General features: G+C 71.8%; 16 protein-coding genes. 10 read left to right on the top strand and 6 right to left on the bottom strand.

Annotated elements, in window-relative coordinates; all coding sequences use genetic code 11:
• The first annotated feature begins 243 nt into the window (after nt 1–243).
• Together DI269_RS08225 and DI269_RS08220 are read left to right on the top strand one after the other, a co-directional pair.
• Nucleotides 244–1,431 carry an NAD(P)/FAD-dependent oxidoreductase gene (locus DI269_RS08225; RefSeq protein ID WP_112134610.1) on the top strand — a complete coding sequence of 396 codons (1,188 nt, stop codon included), beginning with the start codon at nt 244–246 and terminating at the stop codon, nt 1,429–1,431.
• A 15-nt stretch (nt 1,432–1,446) separates the two neighbouring features.
• The gene (locus DI269_RS08220) at nt 1,447–2,283 is read left to right on the top strand and encodes an NAD(P)H-binding protein (RefSeq protein ID WP_112134609.1); all 837 of its coding nucleotides are present in this window, start codon (nt 1,447–1,449) and stop codon (nt 2,281–2,283) included.
• 39 nt (nt 2,284–2,322) lie between these two features.
• Here DI269_RS08220 and DI269_RS08215 read toward each other — a convergent pair whose 3' ends face one another.
• Nucleotides 2,323–2,736 carry a hypothetical protein gene (locus tag DI269_RS08215; protein WP_198667256.1) on the bottom strand — a complete coding sequence of 138 codons (414 nt, stop codon included), beginning with the start codon at nt 2,734–2,736 and terminating at the stop codon, nt 2,323–2,325.
• 15 nt (nt 2,737–2,751) lie between these two features.
• The gene (locus tag DI269_RS08210; protein WP_112134608.1) at nt 2,752–3,489 is read right to left on the bottom strand and encodes a TetR/AcrR family transcriptional regulator; all 738 of its coding nucleotides are present in this window, start codon (nt 3,487–3,489) and stop codon (nt 2,752–2,754) included.
• A gap of 105 nt (nt 3,490–3,594) precedes the next feature.
• On the opposite strand from DI269_RS08210, the gene DI269_RS08205 reads away from it, so the two are divergent.
• Nucleotides 3,595–4,719: an NADH:flavin oxidoreductase gene (locus DI269_RS08205; RefSeq protein WP_232822670.1), complete on the top strand. Its 1,125-nt coding sequence runs from the start codon at nt 3,595–3,597 to the stop codon at nt 4,717–4,719.
• Here the strand turns inward: DI269_RS08205 and DI269_RS08200 are convergent.
• A complete protein-coding gene (locus tag DI269_RS08200; protein WP_112134607.1) occupies nt 4,688–5,623 on the bottom strand; it encodes a LysR family transcriptional regulator in 936 nt (311 codons plus the stop codon). The genes DI269_RS08205 and DI269_RS08200 overlap by 32 nt on opposite strands.
• Nucleotides 5,624–5,693: 70 nt before the next feature.
• On the opposite strand from DI269_RS08200, the gene DI269_RS08195 reads away from it, so the two are divergent.
• A complete protein-coding gene (locus tag DI269_RS08195; protein WP_112134606.1) occupies nt 5,694–6,614 on the top strand; it encodes an NAD-dependent epimerase/dehydratase family protein in 921 nt (306 codons plus the stop codon).
• A 4-nt stretch (nt 6,615–6,618) separates the two neighbouring features.
• On the opposite strand, the gene DI269_RS08190 is transcribed toward DI269_RS08195, so the two are convergent.
• A complete protein-coding gene (locus DI269_RS08190; protein WP_112134605.1) occupies nt 6,619–7,365 on the bottom strand; it encodes an NADPH-dependent F420 reductase in 747 nt (248 codons plus the stop codon).
• 92 nt (nt 7,366–7,457) lie between these two features.
• On the opposite strand from DI269_RS08190, the gene DI269_RS08185 reads away from it, so the two are divergent.
• From DI269_RS08185 to DI269_RS08160, 6 genes are all read left to right on the top strand, one after another.
• A complete protein-coding gene (locus tag DI269_RS08185; RefSeq protein ID WP_157974837.1) occupies nt 7,458–8,087 on the top strand; it encodes a TetR/AcrR family transcriptional regulator in 630 nt (209 codons plus the stop codon).
• A complete protein-coding gene (locus tag DI269_RS08180) occupies nt 8,087–8,335 on the top strand; it encodes a hypothetical protein (protein WP_112134603.1) in 249 nt (82 codons plus the stop codon). The genes DI269_RS08185 and DI269_RS08180 overlap by 1 nt, the downstream gene beginning before the upstream one ends.
• Nucleotides 8,336–8,461: 126 nt before the next feature.
• Nucleotides 8,462–10,666, top strand: a complete 2,205-nt coding sequence (locus DI269_RS08175; protein WP_112134602.1) for an MMPL family transporter — start codon at nt 8,462–8,464, stop codon at nt 10,664–10,666.
• Complete coding sequence (locus tag DI269_RS08170) at nt 10,663–11,895, top strand: sensor histidine kinase (RefSeq protein ID WP_112134601.1); 1,233 nt, start codon at nt 10,663–10,665, stop codon at nt 11,893–11,895. The genes DI269_RS08175 and DI269_RS08170 overlap by 4 nt, the downstream gene beginning before the upstream one ends.
• Complete coding sequence (locus DI269_RS08165; RefSeq protein ID WP_112134600.1) at nt 11,892–12,557, top strand: response regulator transcription factor; 666 nt, start codon at nt 11,892–11,894, stop codon at nt 12,555–12,557. Before DI269_RS08170 ends, DI269_RS08165 begins: the two co-directional genes overlap by 4 nt.
• A gap of 33 nt (nt 12,558–12,590) precedes the next feature.
• The gene (locus DI269_RS08160; protein WP_112134599.1) at nt 12,591–13,277 is read left to right on the top strand and encodes a hypothetical protein; all 687 of its coding nucleotides are present in this window, start codon (nt 12,591–12,593) and stop codon (nt 13,275–13,277) included.
• Between the two features lie 5 nt (nt 13,278–13,282).
• On the opposite strand, the gene DI269_RS26895 is transcribed toward DI269_RS08160, so the two are convergent.
• Nucleotides 13,283–14,134: a hypothetical protein gene (locus DI269_RS26895; protein WP_157974836.1), complete on the bottom strand. Its 852-nt coding sequence runs from the start codon at nt 14,132–14,134 to the stop codon at nt 13,283–13,285.
• A 77-nt stretch (nt 14,135–14,211) separates the two neighbouring features.
• Entirely contained in the window at nt 14,212–16,383 is a 2,172-nt protein-coding gene (locus DI269_RS08145) for an MMPL family transporter (protein ID WP_198667255.1), read from the bottom strand.
• Between the last annotated feature and the right edge of the window lie 128 nt (nt 16,384–16,511).

Genomic DNA, 16,511 nt, shown 5'->3' with positions numbered 1-16,511 from the left:
CTCAACTCCGGGGCCTCCTGCTAGAGCCTGATCGAGGCCGCGGCGCCCCGCCTCCCCGGGGCGCCGCGGCCCGGCGCCGCCGACCTGCGAAACACCGGTTCAACCGGGCTGAACGCCCACCCGCGCCCAGCAGCGCGTTCACCTCCGGTGAACGGTGCATTGAACCCTTCGCCGTTGCCGACCCGCCCGCCGTTCATTCACATTGGAGCCCAGTGCACCAGTGAACACGAACGGACAGCCCCAATGAAGCACCGCATCATCGTCCTCGGCGCCGGCTATACCGGCGCCTTCGCCGCGGGACGCCTCGCCAGGCGGCTCCACCCCGACGACGTCCACCTCACCCTCGTCAACGCCGAACCCGACTTCGTCGAACGCGTCCGCAGCCACCAGCTCGCGACCGGCCAGCGCCTCAAGCACCGGCCCCTCGCCGCGATGTACGCCGGCACCGGCGTCGAACTCGTGATCGCGAAGGTCGCCTCGATGGACGTCGACCGCAGGACCGTGTCCGTCACCGGCCCCGACGGCCCCCGCGAGCTCGAATACGACACGCTCGTCTACGCCCTCGGCAGCGGCTGGAACCCCCAAGGCGTCCCCGGCACCGCCGAGCACGCCTACGAGATCGCGAGCCGACCCGGCGCCCTGCGCCTGCGCGACCGCCTGGCCCGCTTGGGCACCGGCGCCCCGGTCACCGTCGTCGGCGGCGGCCTCACCGGCGTCGAGGCCGTCACCGAACTCGCCGAGTCCCGCCCCGACCTGCACGTCGCCATCGCCGTCCGCGGCGAGTACGGCGACTGGCTCTCGCCCAAGGCCCGCGCGCACCTGCGCAAGGTCACCCGCCGCCTCGGCATCGCCGTCCACGAGCACGCCGCCGTCACCGAAGTCGGCCCCGACTCGATCACCACCGCCGACGGCCGCGAGATCCCGGCCGCGGCCACCGTGTGGACCGCCGGCTTCGCCGTCCACCCCTTCGCCGAGACCACGACCCTCGAACTCGCCGCCGACGGCCGCATCGTCGTCGACGCCCAGATGGCCTCCGTCTCCCACCCCGACGTGTACGCCGTCGGCGACACCGGATACGCGATCGGCGACGCCGGAACACCCCTGCGCATGTCCTGCGCCTCAGGCAACCCCATGGCCTGGATCGCCGCCGACGCGATCGTCGCCCGCCTCACCGGCGCCACCGCCAAGCGCCCCGCCATGCACTACACCCAGCAGTGCATCAGCCTGGGCCGCAAGGAGGGCCTGGTCCAGTTCGTCACCCCCGACGACCGCCCCAAGGACTCGGCGATGCACGGCCGCACCGCCGCGCTCTACAAGGAGTTCATCTGCAAGGCCGCCGCCTGGGCCCCCGCCAACCCCACCTTCTACCTCCCCGCCCGCCGCCACCGCGTCGCGCACGCCCCCGCCCGCCAGGGCTCGACCGTCAACTGAAAGCAGGAACCCCTGATGATCCTCCTCACCGGAGCCGGCGGCGTCGTCGGACGCCAAGCGGCCCAGCAACTCCTGCAAGCAGGAGCCCCCGTCACCGCCGTCGCCCGCGGCGACGCCCGCCTCCCCGACACCGTCCACGCCGCCCGCGGCGACCTGTTCAGCCCCCGCTGGCTCGAACCGGTCCTCGACGGCGTCGAAGCGATCCTCCTCAGCCCCCGCGCCACCGGGCCCGGCCTGGGCGAACTGCTCGAACTCGCCCACGCGCACGGCGTCAAGCGCGCCGTGCTCCTCTCGTCCACCACAGTGGACCACCCCGCGGGCGAGCCCCGCTTCGCCGCCCAGTTCAAGGCCGCCGAAGACCTCGTCGCCTCCTCCGGCCTGGACTGGACCGTCCTGCGCCTGGCCGACTTCGACGCCAACGCGCTGGCCTGGGCCCCGCAGCTCCAGGCCGGCGACGTGGTCCGCGGCGCGTACGCCCGCGCCGCCACCTCGCCGATCCACGAGGCCGACATCGCCGCCGTCGCCGTGCAGGCCCTCCTGAACGGCGACCATGCGGGCGCGACCCTCGCCCTGACCGGGCCGCAGTCGCTCGACCAGGCCGAGAAGGTGCGCCTCCTCGGCGCCGCCCTCGGCCGGCCGCTGTCCTTCCAGGAGGTCCCGGCCGAGGCGGTCCGCCAGGGGATGCTCGCCCAGGGGCTGCCCGAAGAGGTCCCGGCGCGCCTGCTCGGCTCGCTGTCCGACTACGCCGTCAACCCCGGCCCCACCACGCGCACCGTGGAGGAGCTCCTGGGCCGGCCCGCCCGCACCTTCGCCGACTGGGCGAGCGACAACGCCGCCGCGTTCGGCGCCTGAACGAGAACGGGCCGACCGGGATCCGGTCGGCCCGTCCCGTTAGCGGTCGAGCCAGCGGCGGAGCGCCTCCAGCGAGTTCTCCGGGTTGGTGTTGAAGCTCAGGCGGATGCCCGGCTGGAGGTCGATGAGGACGTTGACGATCCGTTCGAACAGGACGGTGTGCTCGGGGAGCAGCCGGATGCCGCCGCCGATGACGGCCAGGCCGAACGGCTTGTCGGCGAAGCGGCGGCGCAGTTCGGCCTCGGCGTCGTCGGGGTCCTTGCCGAGGCCGCACCACTCGCCGGTGACGCCTTCGGCCTCGATCGCGGCCCAGCCGCGCTCGATCTGGGCGGCCAGCGTCGCGGGCGTCATCCCGGGCGGCAGCTCGCCGGGTCCGAACTCGTCGGGGTGGATGCCGATGAACAGCGCGCGCTCGTCGACCGGGGGACTGACCTTGGAACTGCGGTGGGACAAGGGGATCGCTCCTTCTCAGTTGGTGTTCGCGCGCTCGATGCGCGCCGCGATGCCGTCCAGGACCAGTTCGAGGCCGGCGTCGAAGTGCACCTGCGGCTCCTCGGCGCAGCCGGACTCGTAGATGTACCGCTCGTAGACCGGGAACCGGTCGCTGGCGAGCAGCCACTGCAACTGGGGGCCGAGCGCCTTGCGGATCTCCTCGCGGCTGTTCGCCATGCTCACCTGCTGCAACTCGGTCAGCGCCACCTCGTCGCCGACGGTGCCGTGGACGAAGCCCGAGACCGTCCGGACCGCCGCCATCATCGCCTCGATGTCCAGGCCGAGCCCGTCGAGGGAGGCCAAAGCGCGGTCGATCGAGGCGAGGCGGTTCGGGGTCGGCGTCATCGTGACGTGCGGGGGGAGTTCGGCCAGCCAGCGGTGGCGGTGCATCATGTCGCGGATCTGCACGGCGTAGGCGCGCAGGACCTCCCGCCAGGGCCCTTCGGGGACGTCGAGTTCGGCGTACACCTCGTTGACCATGATCGCGAAGAGGTCGTCCTTGCCGTCGACGAAGCGGTATGCGGCCATCGGCGCGGCTTCGAGCTCGGTCGCGAGGGTGCGCATGGTGACCGCGCACAGGCCCTTCGCGTCGGCGATCTCGACGGCCTTGGCGGCGATGCGCGGGCCGCTGAGGCGCTGCCGGGGGGTGCGGGCGGGGCGTTCGAGCCGTTCCCAGAGCGTGACCGGGACGTCCTCGGTCGCCTTCTCAGCCATGGCCTCCGCCTCTCTCGTGCCGCCTCACACCGTAGCAGTTGTGTACGACGTATCTTTGAGTGTACGTTGTCTAGTAAAGATACGCCGTCTACAAGGAGACGACCCGTGAACGACCGCCGCACCGCCACCGCGGAGCGAGCCGCGCAGCTGCTCGCCCGCCCTTCCGCGATCAACGGCCTCGACCTGCGCAATCGCGTGGTCATGGCCCCCATGACCAGGGAGTTCTCGCCCGGTGGCGTGCCGGATGCGGACGTCGCGGCGTACTACGCCCGCCGGGCCGCGGGCGGCGTCGGCCTCATCGTGACCGAAGGCACCTACATCGGCCACGAGTCGACGTGGGCGAGCGCGCGCATCCCGCGCTTCCACGGCGAGGAGCAGCTGGAGGGCTGGCGGCGGGTCGCTGAGGCCGTCCACGAGGCGGGCGGCGCGATCTTCCCGCAGCTGTGGCACGTGGGCGCCACGCGCGACCCCGGCACCGGCCCGGTGCCTGACGCCGACGTGCTGAGCCCCTCGGGCCTCGCTCTCGACGGATCGCCGAAGGGCCGCGCGATGACCCGGGCCGACATCGACGAGGTGCTCGCGGCCTACGCCGAGAGCGCCGCCGCCGCGGAGCGCCTCGGCTTCGACGGCGTCGAGATCCACGGCGCCCACGGCTACCTGATTGACGAGTTCCTGTGGGCGGGAACGAACCACCGCACCGACTCCTACGGCGGCGAACTGGCCTCGCGCACCCGCTTCGCCGCCGAGGTCGTCGCGGCCGTCCGCGGCGCGGTCTCCCCGGACTTCCCGGTGACGTTCCGCTTCTCCCAGTGGAAGGGCGGCGCCTACGACGCCCGCCTGGCCGAGAACCCCGGTGAGCTCGAACAGCTCCTGGCGCCGCTCGCCGCCGCCGGCGTCGACGCGTTCCACGCCTCCACCCGCCGCTACTGGCTGCCCGAGTTCGACGGCAGCGACCTCAACCTGGCCGGCTGGACCAAGAAGCTCACCGGGCGGCCCGTCATCTCCGTCGGCTCGGTCGGCCTCGACAAGGAGTTCATGGGCCCCGAGGGCATGGCCTTCCAGCCCGGGACCACCGGCATCGAGAAGCTCCTCGACCGCATGGAAGGCGACGAGTTCGACATGATCGCCGTGGGCCGCAGCCTGATCGCCGACCCCGACTGGCCGAGCCGGATCGTCAAGGGGGAGCAGACCAACCCCTTCAGTGCCCAGCTCCTGGGCGCCCTGCACTGAGGGCATCGGCGGCGGATCGCAGTGCCACGGCGAGCAGGTCCAGGTAGGGCCGCACCGCGGCACCGCGCCGCGTCGAGACGGCGATCCCCACGTGGCGCGAAGGCCGCGGGTGCGCGAGCGGGACGACGGCGAGTCCGGTCGGGACCTGGTCGAGCGCCAGCTGCGGCAGCAGCGAGATGCCCACGCCCGCCCCCACCAGGGACGCCGCGAAGAAGTAATCCGTTGCGCTGCATGAGATCCGCGGCGCGAACCCCGCCAGCGCCGCGAGGTCGCGCAGCAGCCCGGCCGTGCTGAGGCAGCCGAGAACCCACCGCTCCTCGGCGAGGTCCGCAAGATGCACCTCGGCGGCCCCGGCCATCCGGTGCCCGTCGGGCAGCACCAGCCACAGTGGATCATCGGCCAGCGGAGTCCACTCCAGCCCGCTGCGGTCGCCCGGCCGCACCGGCGGAGGGCCGTCGAAGTGGTACGCCAAAGCGAGGTCGGCACCGCCTGAGCGGACCAGCGGCAGGCTGTCCTCGGGCTCGTGTTCGAGGATCGCGACCTCCAGCTCCGGATGCGCAGCGCACAAGCCCCGCAACGCCTCCGGCAGCAACCGCCGCCCGCCGCTGGTGAACGTCGCAATCGTGAGCCGTGTTGTGCCGGTCGACAGGTCGGCGATCTGCCGCTGCACGTGCTGGAGCTCGGCGGCGATGGCCTCGGCCGATTCGACCAGGAGCCGGCCGGACTCGGTGAGGTGGACGCCGCGGGTGCTGCGGCTGACCACGTCCGCGCCGAGCGTCCGTTCGAGCGCGGCGATCTGCTGGGACACCGCCGACGGCGTGCACCGCAGCGCCCCGGCGGCCTTGTTGAAGCTGCCGTGCCGGGCGACCTCGCGCAGGACGCGCAGCCGGTGCACATCGATCATCAGTTCTCCTTACGACCCCTTAACCAGATCACCACTTCCGCTTTCGACCCTAACAAGAGAGGCTGTGGGCATGAACGACGTGTGCATCATCGGCGGCAGCCGCTACTTCGGGCGCCACCTGGTCGAACGGTTCCTCGCCGACGGCGACGCGGTCACGGTGCTCAACCGCGGCTCCGCGCCCGCCCCGCCGGGCGCGACCCATCTGATCGCCGACCGCGACGACGAACAGGCGCTCCGTAAAGCGCTGGGGGACAAGCGCTTCGACGTGGTCGTCGACCAGGTCTGCTATACCCCGCGCCAGGCCGCCGTCGCCCGCGACGTCTTCGCGGGCCGCACCGCGCGGTACGTGATGACCTCGACCGTCGAGGTCTACCACCCCGGCACCTCCGCCCGCCTCACCGAGCAGCCGCCTGGCACCCCGGTCGGCGAGGTGGCGGTTGATCCCGCCGCCTGGCCGGTCGACCTCGTGCTCCCGTGGAGCGATCCGGTCTTCGCCGACGCGCACTACGGCGAAGGCAAGCGCCAGGCCGAGGCCGTCCTGTCGGGCGCGGCCTTCGACTTCGCCTCGGTGCGCTGCGCCCACGTGCTCGGCGGCGCCGACTTCACCGGCCGCCTCGCCTATTACATCGACCGCGTCGCGGCCGGTGAGCCGATCGGCGTGCACCCGGTGAACCACCCCGCCTCCTTCATCCGCGACGGCGAGATCGCGGAGGTCCTGCTCTGGGCCGCAAGGGAATCGTTCACCGGACCGGTCAACGCCGCCTCCGCCGGGGAACTCGACGTCGCCGACGTCTGCGCCGCGATCGAAGCCGCCGGCGCGGGCGAGCCCCGGTTCGCCGTCGCCGGGGAGGAAGTCTCCCCGTACGCCTTCGACCGCTATTACGCCATGGACACCGCTCGCGCGACGTCCCTCGGGTTCCGCTTCAGCGAGGCCCGGTCCTGGCTCGGCGAGGTCGTCGCCCGCGCCGTCAAGGAGCGGGCGACGACCTGATCCGCTACATCTTGGGGAAGACGCCACCGGCCGTGCCGCGCACGGCCGCATCCAGCAGCTCCTTGACCCGCGCGGCCGCGACCGGCGTGGACGGGGTCGACATGAGCCATCCGAACGCCTGCTCGCCGTTCAGCCCCTCGGGGATCGGCCCGGGCATGTACGGGTCGACGTAGACCGGGGTGCCCGGCTCGGAACGCCAACTCTCGGCGAGCGAACCGAGGTCGACCGCGTCGTAGCCGAGCGCGTCGAGCAGCGCGGCCGCCTCGCCCTTGGCCCCGGCGTCGTCCCCGGCGATCGGCAGGGCGCTGCGGTCGGCGGCCCCGGAAGGACGTGCCAGGTCGCCGAGGCTGAAGAACGTGATGTTGTTGAACGCCTTGACGACCCGCGAGTCGGCGAGGTGTCGCTGCACGAGCTCCGACGTGGTCGACTCGTTCGCGTCGAGGACGGCGATCCGGCCGTCGCGCTGCGGGTAGTAGTTGATGGTGTCGAGCACGGTCCTGCCCGCCAGCGCCTTCGCCGGGAGCTGCTCGTAGGCCGACAGCGGCACGCTGACCACCACGAGGTCGCCCGCCTCGGCGGCCTCCTCCGCGGTGGCGGCGCGGGCGCGCTCGCCCAGTCCGGCGACGAGCTCGGCGAGGGTCTCGGGGCCGCGCGAGTTCGCGACGACGACGTCGATTCCGGCCGCGATCGCAAGGCGCGCAAGAGTGCCGCCGATCATGCCGGCGCCGATGAGGCCGAGGGTCTTCGTCATGGAGGTCTCCTTAAATGACAGAATTCTGTCGTTTCCAGTTCCCGGTGACCGTAACATAGATGGCAGAACTCTGCCACTTGTATCATGGGGTGATGAGCACCGAGACCGAGCGGCCCCCGCGCGCCGACGCCGTCCGCAACGCCGGACGCATCCTCGACGCCGCCCGCGAGGTCTTCGCCGAGACCGGACCCGACGCCAGCCTCGAAGCGGTCGCCAAGCGCGCCGAGGTCGGCGCCCGCACCGTCTACCGCCACTTCCCCGACCGCGAAGCCCTCGTCCGCGCCGCCCTCGAACGGAGCATCACCGCCGCCCTCGCCCCCGTCCTCGAACGGGCACTCGCCGGCGACGACCCCCGCGCCGGCCTCGTCGCCGCCATGGAGGCCACCCTCGAACTCGTCAGCCGCGAACGCCACGTCCTCGCCGCGGCCACCAACTCCGGCGCGCTCACCGCCGAGGTCACCGCCCCGGTCCTCGGCGCGGTCGCCGAACTCGCCGCCCGCGCCCAGGCCGCCGGGACACTTCGCCCTGACCTCACCTCCGACGACATCGGCCGCATCATGGGCATGCTCACCAACGTCCTGTGGGGCATGGACCAGAACGACGACAGCTGGCGCCGCTACCTCGGCCTCATGCTCGACGCCTGCAAACCCGAAGGCGCGAGCCCCCTCCCGCACGCCGCCCCCTACCGCCCGGAGACCCAGTCGGACAAGTGCCTGCCCTGATGACCCGGATCAGAGCCGCCCTGGCCGCCCTCGTGTTCCGCCTCCAGGCCCTGACCATGTTCGGCTACATGGGCGTCGTGTCCTTCATCGGCGTCGAAGCGCTCGTCGTGGTCCTCGGGTTCACCACGGTCCTGCCGATCGCGATCCCCTTCGTGCTCATCGTCATCGCGGTCGCCTACTTCTTCCGCGAACGCCTGCGCGCACTCTGGACGGCCCTGCTCGTCAAACTCGGCAGGCGCGAGGCCTGAGTGCCACCGACGGTGCGTCCGGTGTACCGCGGACGCGGTACACCGGACACCGCGTTCAGCCGACGACGGCGGCGCCTTCCGAAACGAGACTGGAGACCTCCCACTGATCGTCAGAGAGGTTCTCCCATGTCAGCATTGGCCCGCTGGTGCGTCCGGCACCGGTCCCTGGTCCTCACCGGCTGGATCGCACTCCTGATCGGCCTCGCGGCCGCCGTCGCCGGCCTCGGCTCCGGATTCACCGACGTCACCGAACTGCCCGACAGCGAATCCGCGACCGCCTACGCCCTTCTCGACGAGGCCTACCCCGGTTCCGACACGCAGAGCGGCACCATCGTCTGGCACACCGACGGCCTCGCGATCGACGACCCCGCCGTCAAGAGCGGCATCGCCGCCATGCTCGAAGCCGTCGACGCCGAAGACGGCGTCGAGGCGATCGTCAGCCCCTACAGCGAAGGCGCCGAAGCCCAGATCGACACGGCCGAGAACACCGCCTACGCCACGGTCGCCGTCACCGACGACGCCGACCCCGACGCGATCCGCGACACCGCCGAAAGCCTCGACTCCGCCTCCATCGAGGTCGCCCTCGGCGGCACCGCGTTCGCCGAAGGCCCCACCGCCTCCCACGGGACCGAGATCGTCGGCATCCTCGCCGCGCTCGCCCTGCTCCTGCTCGTCTTCCGCTCGATGTGGGCCGCCGCCCTGCCGATCGTCACCGGCGTCGTCGGCGTCGGCGCCTCCCTCATGGCCGTCATGCTCGCCTCCCATGCGATCGACCTCGCCGACACCTCGATCACCATGGGCGCGCTCATCGGCCTCGGCGTCGGCATCGACTACGCGCTCTTCATCGTCAACCGCTACCGCAAGGCCCTCCTCGCCGGCGCCACGGTCCGCGACGCGGTCGTCAAGGCCGTCGACACCTCCGGACGCGCCGTCGTCTTCGCCGGCCTCACCGTCGCCGTCGCCCTGTTCGGCATGTTCGTCGTCCAGCTCCCGGTCCTCACCGGCATGGCCCAGGCCGCGGGCCTCACGGTCCTGTTCACCGTCACCGCCGCGATCACCCTGCTCCCGGCCCTGCTCGGCATGATCGGCCTCAAGGCCCTCTCCAAGCGCCAGCGCACCGAACTCGCCACCGCCGGACCCGACGCCGACCCCGTCCCGCCGATCGCCGCCTCCGTCTGGGCCCGCCTCGTCGGCTGGCTCCCCAAGACCACGGCCGTGATCGGCCTGGCCGTCGTGGTCGCGCTGGCCGTCCCGGCGCTGAGCATGCGCGTGGGCAACGCCGACGCCTCCAGCGACCCGGCCGGTTCCGCGAACCGCGAGTACTCCGACCTCATGTCCCCGGCCTTCGGCGACGGCATCGACGCCACGCTCCTCCTGGTCGCCGAGACCCCGGACGCGGACGCCGCGGCGGCCTTCAACGCCCTGGTCACCGACCTGTCCGACACGGACGGCGTCGCCGCCGTCTCGGCCGCACCCGTCCAACCCGGGCAGACCGTGGCCGTCGCCGCGGTCACCCCGACCACCAGCGCGCAGACCGTCGAGACGCAGGACCTGGTCGAGACCCTGCGCGGCGACCTCGTCCCCGCCGCCGAGGACGGCACCGGTCTCCAGGTCCACGTCGGCGGCGAGACCGCCACGAACATCGACATCTCGACCGCGCTCATGGACCGCCTGCCCCTCTACCTGGGGCTGATCACGCTCATGGGATTCCTGCTGCTCGCGGTCGCCTTCCGCAGCGTCCTCGTCCCGCTCGTGGGCGCGCTCAGCAACCTCGCGACCATCGCCGTCGGGCTCGGTGCGATCACCGCGATCTTCCAGTTCGGCTGGGGCTCCGAACTCCTCGGTGTCGGCACCGGCGCCCCGATCATGTACATCGTCCCGGTCATCCTCGTCGGCATCGTCTTCGGCCTCTCCATGGACTACCAGGTGTTCCTGGTCAGCCGCATGCACGAGGAATGGGTCCACTCGAAGGACAACCACCGCGCCGTCCACATCGGGATGCGCGAGACCGCGCAGGTCATCGCGGTCGCCGCGACGATCATGCTGTGCGTGTTCGCCTCCTTCGGGTTCACCGGCGAGCGGATCGTCTCGGCGATCGGCATCGGCCTGGCCCTCGCGGTCCTCGTCGACGCGTTCGTCCTGCGCCTGATGGTGGTCCCTGCGCTCATGCACCTGATCGGGGACCGCAACTGGTCGTATCCTCGGTGGGCCGAGCGCATCACGCCGCACCTGTCGGTCGAGGGCGCGCCCGAGCCGGCGAACGTCGGCAGGCACCGGGCCGAGCGCCCGCTCGCCGCGGCGGGCACGGGCCGCAACGAGGAGACCGAATGACACAGCCGGCCGGCACGGGGATCGCCCGGCGCCTGCACGCCCTGGCCGGGGCGGGACGCAACGCGCGTCCCGCCCCGGCGGGCTGGGTCTTCACCTTCGGGATGCTCGCGGTCATGCTCTACACCGCATCCCTGCGGTCCGGGCAGTTCACCCCGCCCGGCCCCGTCCTCCTCACCGCCACCGTCGCCGCCTGGCTGCCGCTGCTGGTGCGCACCTACCTGCCGATGGCCGCGCTGGCCGGGACGGTCCTCGCCGAATCGGCCCATCTGCTGCTCGTGCCGCTCGCGGACGCGCGGTTCGAGGTCTCGATCGGTGCGTTCCAGCCCGTCCCGCTGGCGACTATGGCGGCCGCGTTCACGCTCGCCGCGCGCGTGCCGCGTCGGCTCGGCTGGCGCGCGGGCATCACCGCGGGCCTGATCCTCATGGCCGTAGGCGTCCTCCGATACCCGGCCGACCGGCTGCTCACCGACCTCGTCATGTTCAACCTCGTCCTCCTGGCCACCGCCGCGGGGGCGATGGTGACCGCGAGGCGCGAGCGCGCCGAGCAGGCGGCGGCCGAACGTGAGAACGACAAGACGCAGGCCGTCCTCGACGAGCGGCTGCGGATCGCCCGCGAACTCCACGACGTCCTCGCCCACAACCTGACCCTCGTCAACGCCCAGGCCGGGGTCGCCGAGTACCTGATGCGCACCGACCCGGCCGCCGCCGAGCAGGCCCTGCGCAACATCACCAAGCACACCGGCTGGGCCATCGACGAACTGCGCGCCACCGTGGGCCTGCTGCGCTACGGCGATGAGGCCGACCGGTCCGAAGACTCCTTGCGACCGGTCCCCGGACTCGACCGGCTCGACGCGCTTCTGGACTCGTTCCGCTCGGCCGGATCGCAGGTCGGCCTCGTCGAGACCGGCACAGCCCGGCCGCTGGGACAACAAGGCGAGTTCGCTGCGTTCCGCATCGTCCAGGAGGCGCTGACCAACGCGGCCAAGCACGCCCCCGGGACGGCGGTGACCCTCCACTTCGACTGGTCAGAGCACCGGCTCGACCTGCGCGTCACCAATCCCGTCGTTCCCTCCGGGCACGAGCGGGCCGCCGGGACCGGCCACGGCCTCATCGGCATGCGCGAACGCGCCCTCGCCGCCGGAGGCACCCTCACCGCCGAAACCTTGCCCGGCAACTGGTTCGAAGTCCACGCCACCCTCCCCGCCACCGAGAAAGGCGCCGACCGATGACGATCCGCGTGATCCTGGCCGACGACCAGGCCCTGCTGCGGGCCACCTTCAAGCTCCTGCTCGACTCCACTCCGGACCTCGAAGTCGTCGGCGACGCCGCCACGGGCGCCGAAGCGGTGGCGCTCGCCCGCTCGACCCGCGCCGACCTCGTCGTCATGGACATCCGCATGCCCGACCTCGACGGCATCGAGGCCACCCGGCGGATCACCGCCGACGAGGACCTGGCGGGCGTGAAAGTCCTGGTGCTCACCACGTTCGAGACCGACGAACTGGTCCTGGAGGCCCTCCGCGCGGGCGCCTCGGGATTCCTCGGCAAAGGCGTCGACCCCGAATCCCTCATCGCCGCGGTCCGCACCGTCGCCGCCGGGGAACGCCTCCTGTCCCCGGCCGCCACCCGCGCGCTCATCGAGCGGGTCCTCGCGCAGCCCGCGCCGCAGCGGCCGCGCGCCGTGCCGGGCCTGGCCGACCTGACCGACCGCGAAAGGGAGATCACCGTCCTGGTCGCCGCCGGGCTCTCCAACATCGAGATCGGCGAGCGCCTCTTCATCAGCCCCGCGACGGTGAAGACCCACGTCAACCGCGCCATGATGAAGACCGCCGCCCGCGACCGGGCCCAACTGGTCGTCTTCGCCTACGAATCGGGCCTGGCCGGCAGGGCCTAGCGGTCCGGTCGATTCTCGGGTTTGATTCGACCTATGCCCGTTCACTCCTTCCACCTCGTCCAGGCGCCGCCGCACACCGCCGCCGGCCGGCTCCTGCGCCCGCCCTCGGCCCCCGGACTGCGCCACGTCGAAGTCCTCGTCGGCATGCAGCTGGGCGCCCCCGTCGTCTCCCCGCACCGGATGCAGCTGCGCCACCTCGCCGTCTTCGCCGAATGGGCCGACGAGGCCGCCCTCGACTCGTTTCTGGCCGAACAACCCTTCGGCCGCCTCCTCGACACCGGATGGCATGTGCGCCTTGAGTTCCTGCGCCGCTGGGGCACGGTCCGCGAACTCGCGCACCTCCCCGCCGAAGCGGGCCGGACCGACCCGGCCGAACCCGTCGTCGCCGTGACCCTCGCCCGCATGCGCCTGCCCGAACTGCCGCGCTTCATCCACTGGGGCCGCCCCGTCGAACGCCAGGTCCGCGACCACCCCGAGACGACCCTCGCACTCGCGGCCATGCGCCCGCTCCGCACCGTCTCCACGTTCTCGATCTGGACCAGCGCCCGCGCCATGACCGGCATGGCCTTCGGCCGCGACACCGGCCCCGCCGCCCGCCTCCACCACGAGGCGATGGCCGAACGGGACCGGCGCGACTTCCACCACGAGTTCACCACCCTGCGCTTCCGGCCGCTGTCCGAACACGGCACCTGGCAGGGCAGGTCGAACCTCGTCCCCTAAGGGGCTCAGCACTCTTCGCGGTCGTCGGTGTTCCACTTCAGGACGCTCGCGTCGATGAACGCCTTGGTTCCGTCGACCCGCAGGAAGCACATGGTCTCCCCGCCCCAGCTCGACTTGGTCCAGCCGGTCTGCGGCAGGTTGACCGCGTCCTGGTAGGGCGTGAAATCGCCGCCGAACGGGTCGGAGAGCTCGGTGATGCAGGTGCCCGAGTAGATGGTCCCGGAGTGGATCATGGTCGATCCGGACTTCGAGTACAGCCGCTGCTCGCCCTCGACGTTGGCCACGCAGGGCGGGTTCTCCCATGCCTTCGGCACCGGCAGGCCGTTGGCCGGGTTGTGGGTCGGCATCTCGAAGGCCGCGTCGTCGAACCCGGTCAGGTCGTCCTTGTCGACCCAGCCGGTGGTCCCGTCGGCGGCGGTGGCCTGGAAGAACTGCCGGTGGAGGACCCGCGCGTCCTGGTCCGCGGGATAGATGACGTCCCGCCACGAGTACGCCGGCACCGGCGGCTCCTCGACGGGGTCGGGGTCGTCGGACTGCTCCTCGTCATCATCGTCGTCGTCGTCATCGAGGATGAACGGGACCATGGCCCAGGCGTACTGGGTCGCGAGGTCCACCGTGACCAGGCACGAGTCGGCCGGCCACTCGCCTTCGGGCAGGAACCTGGTGAGGTCCAGCTCGTAGGCCACGCCGCCGGGAGTGAACAGGGGGACCTTGGAGTTCTCCTTCCGGTACTTCTCCGCGCCGGGCATGGTGTGCGCGATGCAGTCCTGCTCCTGCGCGGCGGCCGCCTGGCCGAATCCCGACAAGGCCGTCGCGATCACGGCACCGGCGAGCGCCGCTCCCAAGAACCGATTCATGAATTCCCCCCATTGTGGATGCGTCACTGGCGCAGCCAATATCGCACGCGTTCAGCCGCGACCGGCGGGTATTCGGGCTATGCCCAGCGCGCCGGCCAGCGGCCGATGCGGTCGACCAGGGCCAGGAGGGCGGGGAGCATCATGACGAGGACGACCACGGCGTCGAGCAGCACGCCGAGCGCCAGCGCGAACCCGAGCTGCTTCATCTCGATGCGGTCGATGAAGACGAAGGCCACGAACACCGACATCATGATGATCGCGGCGCTGGTGACCACGCTCGCCGACGACAGGATGCCCTGCCGGATCGCCTCCCGCGGCTCCAGGCCGCTCATCGCGGCCTCTTTGATGCGGCTCATGACGAACAGCTGGTAGTCCAGCGACAGTCCGAAGAGGATCGCGAAGATCATCAGCGGCGCACGGGACCCGATGAACCCGGGGGAGTCGAAGTCCAGGAGCCCCTCGGCCCACGTCCCCTGGAACACCAGGACCAGCGCGCCCCACGCGGCCAGCGTCGACAGCAGGTTCAAGACCATGCTCAGCGCCGCCACGATCAGGGACCGGAAGGCGATGAGCATGACCACTAGCGTCGCCAGCAGCACGAACGCCAGAACCAGGACCAGGTGCGCGGACTGGTGGCTCGAATAGTCGGACGCGTACGCCGGCTCCCCGGACACGGCGTACTCGGCGCCGTCGATCTCGCCGATGGTCGCGGGCACCAGGTCCCCGCGCAGCAGCTCCAGCGACTGCGCGGCCCGAGGGTCGCTGGTCGGGTAGGGGACGGGCAGGTCGATCGCGATCGCCGCGCCGTCCTCGGAGACGCGCACGCGCGGCCGCTCGGTCGGGGCGAACAGGGCGTTCTCCTGCGTGCGGGCCTCCAGGTCGGCGACGGCCGCGGCGAGCGCGTCCGCGTCGGCGGGGTCCACCTTCGCGATGACCGTGTGGGTCACCCCGGCGTCGGGGAACGCGTCGGTGAGCTCGTCGTACGCCGCGATGGTGTCGAGCGACCTGGGGAAGGTCTCCTTGCCCTCGACGCTCGTGGTCATGCCCAGCGCGGGAACGGCGAGGCCGCCGATGACGATCAGGCCGATGACCGCGGTGGCCGCCGGGCGCCGGAACGCCGGACGCAGCAGCGAAGTCCACAGGCGACTCTCGCCCGACGTGCCGCGGCGCCGCAGCAGCCTGCCGCCGTCGATGCGCCGCCCGACCTTGGCCAGCAGCGCGGGCAGCACCGTCAGCGAACTGACCATGGCGATGGCGACCACGATGATGCAGGCGGTCGCGATCGAGGAGAAGATGACGTCGCCGACCAGGTACAGGCCCGCGAGCGAGACCATGACGGCGACACCGGAGACCACGATGGTGCGACCGGCCGTCTCGGCCGCGAGTTCGACCGCGGCGGCAAGGCTGCCGTCCGCACCGAGCCGGTGCCGCTCCTCGCGGACGCGCTTGAGGTAGAACAGCGAGTAGTCCACGCCCACGGCCATCCCGATCATCGCGAGCACGCTGGTGACCGCGCCTCCGGCGTCGGGGAAGAAGTGCGAGCCGAGCGCGTAGACGCCCATCGCGGCGAGGATCGAGCTGACCGCGAGCGCCAGCGGCACGCCCGCCAGCAGGAGCGACCCGAACACGACGAACAGGATCGCCAGCGTGACCGGCAGCGTGAACCGCTCCACTTTCGCCAGTTCGGCGCCGAGCTGCTCGTCGAGTTCGACCGACATCGACTTGCTGCCGGTCTCGGCGATGTCCAGCCCCGGGTGGGCCTCCTGGACGTCCGCGGTGACCGCCAGCAGCGGGTCGATGTGGTCGACCGCCTCGTGGAAGGGCATCGACATGGTGACCGCGACCCGGACGGCCTCGCCGTCCGCAGCGGTCACCGGCTCGCTGACGTCGGCGACCTCGTCGAGTTCGCCCATCCGCGCGGTCAGGTCGGCCACCGCGGCGTCGACCGCGGCCGCGTCGAGATCGCCTGCGGGCGCGGTGATCAGGATCTGCTCGACCGCCGGGGCCGCGACGCCGTTCTCGACGGCCATCGCCTCGGCGTCCCCGGCCTCGCCGATCCAGTAGTCGGAGAACGCCGCCTGCTGCGTGCCGACGGTCGTCCCGGCCCCGAAGCACACGGCGACGAACAGCACCCACGCGCCGATCGCCTTCCAGGGGTTGGCCGCACTCCAGGCGGCGACCCGCACGGTGGGGCCGCGGCGTCGGGCGTCGGCGGGCGTGGGCGGGGGTGCCGCGGTTCGCGTCGTCATCAGGGCTCTGCTTCTGTCGAAATCGGCAAGTCCGGTCAAGCCGACACTAAACAGAAATCCCGCCCCGGTCGGTAGGGCAGACCCCCTCATTCTCCCTGGGGTGCACCGGAAAACCCCAGCTCAGCAGC

This window comes from Glycomyces dulcitolivorans, assembly GCF_003265355.1.
GTDB lineage: Bacteria > Actinomycetota > Actinomycetes > Mycobacteriales > Micromonosporaceae > Glycomyces > Glycomyces dulcitolivorans.
Note: the sequence above shows the minus strand (reverse complement) of the source record. Positions and strands in the feature narration are given on the sequence as shown.